The following is a 4,523-nucleotide window of genomic DNA, read 5'->3' as shown; positions in this document are numbered from 1 at the left end:
TGCTTGTTTATCCCACCCAACATGATGATGCCTCTAAATTCCCTTGTCAATAGCGTTTGAGATGCGCTTACCCTGACCTGCAAGGGAACATCGCAATTCTCCTTTTCGGAAACTCGTTTTAATATAACCTTAAGTAAGGTGCGCCATCAGCACCCTAGTTTTGGGCGAGCAGGATGCCCGCCCCACAAGAAACGAAACAGCTTTAGGATTAAGTAAGGTGCGCCATCAGCACCCTACCAATTAATCCAATTAGCTTTGGGCTACAGGTTCCTTAGCCAAAAACTTCTCTAATTCCGTCAAAGCATCGGCATCAACCTTAGTCTGCATCGGACAGAATTTAGGCCCGCACATCGAACAAAATTCAGCAGTTTTATAGATATCTGCCGGCAAAGTTTCGTCGTGATATTCCTTTGCCCGTTCTGGATCTAATGACAGCTCAAATTGACGGTTCCAATCGAAATTGTAACGCGCTTTCGAGAGTTCATCATCGCGATCGCGCGCACCCGGACGGCCCCGTGCAATATCTGCAGCGTGAGCCGCGATTTTGTAAGCAATCAGCCCGTTTCGGACATCCTCAGCATTCGGCAATCCTAAGTGTTCCTTCGGTGTCACGTAACACAGCATTGCAGTACCGTACCAACCAGCCATCGCCGCCCCAATTGCTGAGGTAATGTGGTCGTACCCAGGCGCAATATCTGTCACCAACGGCCCCAAAACATAGAAAGGAGCTTCCGAACACTCCTCCATTTGTTTCTTGACATTAAACTCAATTTGATCCATCGGCACGTGGCCGGGGCCTTCCACCATTACCTGCACATCATGTTCCCAAGCTTTGCGAGTTAATTGTCCCAAAGTTTTGAGTTCAGCTAATTGAGCCTCATCCGACGCATCGTGAGTGCAACCGGGGCGCAGAGAATCTCCCAAACTAAACGAAACATCGTATTTTTTGAAGATTTCAATGATGTCGTTAAAGTGAGTGTAGAGAGGATTTTGTTTGTGGTGATGCAGCATCCATCGCGCCAAAATGCCGCCGCCCCGAGAGACAATCCCAGTCAACCGATTTTTGACCAACGGCAAATGCTCGATGAGAATTCCGGCGTGAATTGTTTGGTAATCAACACCTTGTTGAGCGTGTTTGTCAATGATGTGAAGAAAGTCATTGGGGGTCAGACTTTCCATATTACCATGAACGCTTTCTAAAGCTTGGTAAATTGGTACAGTACCGATCGGCACCGGTGAAGCTTTGATAATCGTAGTGCGAATTTCATCCAAATTGCCGCCGCCGGTGGACAAGTCCATCACGGTATCAGCGCCGTATTTTACTGCTAGTTTAAGCTTGTCAACTTCTTCTTCCATATTGGAAGAGTTGGGAGATGCACCGATATTAGCATTGACTTTGCATTTAGACGCAATACCGATCGCCATCGGTTCCAAATTCGGGTGATTGATATTAGCGGGAATAATCATCCGTCCCCGCGCTACTTCGGCGCGGATAAGTTCTGGCGGGAGATTTTCTCGCTTAGCAACAAAGTGCATTTCCTCAGTAATTACACCTTGGCGGGCGTAGTGCATTTGAGATACATTGCTCTGGCCCTGACGCTTAGCGATCCATTCGGTACGCATATTTAATTTCCTTGATAAACAGCTTCCCTCCGCTGGTATTACCCAGACTCAGGTTCTAAGGGTGTTTTCTCAGCCCGGATATTCGGGCACCCCTAGCTAAGCTGTTGATTGTATCACCGATTTCTGTGCGCGACGCCAGCAACTAAGGAAATCTTAATATTGAGAGATAGATGAGGGGAGCGATCGCCCTTTTGGGGCTTCTGATATTTCTGCTGTTTAAAAAGTACGATTTTACCCCATTTAACAATCTAAAAAACAATCACACCTCATCAGGATTAATCCCCATTTCGCGCAATTTTGCTGCTAGGCGATCGGTGCGTTGTTTTTATTTTGAAGTTGTTTCAAGACGATAAAGTTAAAGATATGCCAGGAGATGAAGAACCTGTTGTGAATTTATCTGAGGTTTTGGGTGAAGTTTATCAGGAGGCAGCTTTAGATTTGGCGATCGATTATTCAGTGTAGTCTATACCAGCGCTGAGTGAGGGTGATTTTCAGTGGGTGCGATCGTTGATGGAATCGTATAACAGCTTCTCTATTGTAAAAGCCTTATCTCCTCCAAATAGAACTTATGCAAGAGTCGGATGTCGAATCTTGCATTTCACTGCTACTCAGCTTCCTATCAACTTTCAATCATCGGTTTACACAGCTAAACCGATTAACTTCTTGTCGCTTTGTCAATTAACCGGTTAATTTCATCTGCTACTCGATTGGTCGTAGCATTCCAGTAGTGGGTATGTGCACCTGCTCCTAAACAAAACTCCCGGTATTTACCCTTCTCTGAAATATTATCTTTATCTTCAAGAGAAGAGCTAGGTTTAAATAGTTTCTCTTCCCTAGCCAGTTTCTTTTCGTTAGCCTCGCTCTTGCTTTTTCGCCAGAGATAACGTCCCACATAGTCACCACTGTTATATGTATTGACCCACTGCTCTAACCCCAAATCTTCTGGTTTTGGCTTATCGCCAAGCCCATTTTCATCGTAGTCGTTATGTCCATTTTTATCGGGCTCGTTATAATTTATCACCCACTCGTAAAGATGAGGAAAACCAACACTGTACAGTTGACGCAGGGGATTGCCCATCGAGACAAAGTAGACAGGAAGTTTCTCTGCGGAGTCACAAGAGAATAGCCGGTCTAAACCTTGAGATTTTTCGCATTGAATAAACCGAAGTAAATCTGCTGTAATCACCGCTCCTTGGCTATGTGCCACAAGGATAAGTGCATCGTATTTAGGTTGATTTTGCGAATCTGTCTCCTTACACAGATAACGCAATAACGAGTAATAGCGAGAAAAGATGCGAGCACGTGGATTATCCTTCTTCGGGTGCAGCCGTAGGTAGTTGTCTACATCCAAAATGACATCTATAACCTTTCCTATCCCCAAAGAAAGCTGTTGGAGCCTCCTACCAAGCACCCAAATGCTAGTAGCAGAAGCGGTTAGGATTACAGGAAGAGACTTTGGTAACCTTTCTATGATGGATCTATAGAGAGGAATATTTTCAGCAATCAATGGGTTTTTGATACGGATTAGGATGAAGTAGGCGATGACCAAAACAATAAAAAGTGCAGATATCGCCGGTAGAAAAGAATGCACTGTTCTATACCCGTTGTTTAGCCATATTCCAAACTTAAGCGACAACTTTTCATCGGAGTTAGGCTTGTCTGTTTGAGATGTTAAGTCAGGCGGTTGAACTTCTGCGTTAGACTTGTCTGTTTGAGATGTTAAGTCAGGCGGTTGAAATTCTGCCCAGACCGAGGGCAAAAACGACCATGCCATTAGCAGGAGTACAATTACAATCGAACATATAGCAATGCCAAGGACCGGATCGACAATGAGTTCATTAATAAAATCAGATGGGGTATCGTAGGTGTCTTTAAGTGACAACCAATTTCTGAACCAGTCAGTTGGACGATACGGATAGTCTTTTGACAGTAGTGATGCTGGACAATAACCATAGTCTTTTGGCGCTGGACAATAACCATAGTCTTTTGGCAGTAGTGATTTACCAACTTGGGCAAGGACAGCCCAGAGCGTTAGGGTGACCGAACTAAACGAAACGCTAGGAATCCAAAGTGAAACAATGGCTGTCCAGCTTGCACGTTTGGCGCGTTCTTTTGCTTGAGCAGTCAGCCCCCGTTGGGCAAACCATCCCCAAATTAGTACAACGAAGTAGAGGCAAAAAAATAATATCCACGACACGACCAAAAGGAAATAAATCACTTCAATCAGCTTTAAGCTGACTTTTAGAATTCCCACAGGTAAATTTTCGACTTTAAAAACTAAATTCCACAAGGCGAAACCTGCCAAGGGTAATCCTGAGAAGATCGCAACCCTATCCGCACCAGGACGGTACTCAGAATATTTCTTAATGACTAGTGCAGTTAAGAGAGATAACAGCAAGAGCCATTCAAACGCCAAAAGTTTATAGCTGCTAAATTCCTTGAACCAGCTAGACATTATAAATGCCAATGCCACTATCCCAGACCAAAATAGCCCAGGTAAGGGTAGTTTCATAGCCTTGTTCCAAAATACACACCCCAGGAGGAAAATTCCCAAAAGGCTAAGGATGACGGATGCCAAATAGGATGAGTAAGAATCTGGAATATTACCCACTAGATTGAGGAAGGCAGCTACCAGTAGAAAGAGATTCAATAAGGGAATCGGAATGGAGAGTATTCTTCCTGCCCAACCATGTAAGCTGGCATAACACCTCCACCTGAATTTCTCCGGATGTTCTAGTGCTGCCATGTCGAGCGTATGTCGTCCCAAAGCGCTCAAATGAAAGAGAATCTGATAAAACTCGCTCAACACTTGGAAGAAACCTCTGGGAGCATGTCACTTCTGTAGTGAGTAATGATACTCATGCAGGTCTTCGCTGATTACCAATTAAGCCGTTCAAGTA

At 44.5% G+C, this 4,523-nt stretch carries 3 protein-coding genes and 1 riboswitch; of the genes, 1 reads left to right on the top strand and 2 read right to left on the bottom strand.

The genetic code is table 11. The features are described 5' to 3' along the window. Positions 1 to 249 precede the first annotated feature (249 nt). Complete coding sequence (thiC, locus tag QUA04_RS28755) at positions 250 to 1,623, bottom strand: phosphomethylpyrimidine synthase ThiC (RefSeq protein WP_190741580.1); 1,374 nt, start codon at positions 1,621 to 1,623, stop codon at positions 250 to 252. A gap of 7 nt (positions 1,624 to 1,630) precedes the next feature. After that, positions 1,631 to 1,727, bottom strand: a riboswitch (TPP riboswitch). Between the two features lie 193 nt (positions 1,728 to 1,920). Here thiC and QUA04_RS28750 point away from each other — a divergent pair. After that, positions 1,921 to 2,085 carry a hypothetical protein gene (locus QUA04_RS28750; RefSeq protein ID WP_333263941.1) on the top strand — a complete coding sequence of 55 codons (165 nt, stop codon included), beginning with the start codon at positions 1,921 to 1,923 and terminating at the stop codon, positions 2,083 to 2,085. Positions 2,086 to 2,278: 193 nt separating this feature from the next. Here the strand turns inward: QUA04_RS28750 and QUA04_RS28745 are convergent, their stop codons facing one another. Continuing rightward, complete coding sequence (locus QUA04_RS28745) at positions 2,279 to 4,369, bottom strand: hypothetical protein (protein ID WP_333263937.1); 2,091 nt, start codon at positions 4,367 to 4,369, stop codon at positions 2,279 to 2,281. Positions 4,370 to 4,523: the final 154 nt, after the last annotated feature.

The sequence above is a fragment of the Microcoleus sp. S13_C5 genome (assembly GCF_036700845.1).
In the GTDB taxonomy this organism is placed as follows: domain Bacteria; phylum Cyanobacteriota; class Cyanobacteriia; order Cyanobacteriales; family Microcoleaceae; genus Microcoleus.
This window is presented reverse-complemented; position numbering and strand designations above follow the sequence as displayed.

Bases quoted from the DNA above. Each gene is read 5' to 3' on its own strand.
- thiC (WP_190741580.1), bottom strand. From the start codon at position 1,623: ATGCGTACCGAATGGATCGCTAAGCGTCAGGGCCAGAGCAATGTATCT.
- QUA04_RS28745 (WP_333263937.1), bottom strand. From the start codon at position 4,369: ATGGCAGCACTAGAACATCCGGAGAAATTCAGGTGGAGGTGTTATGCC.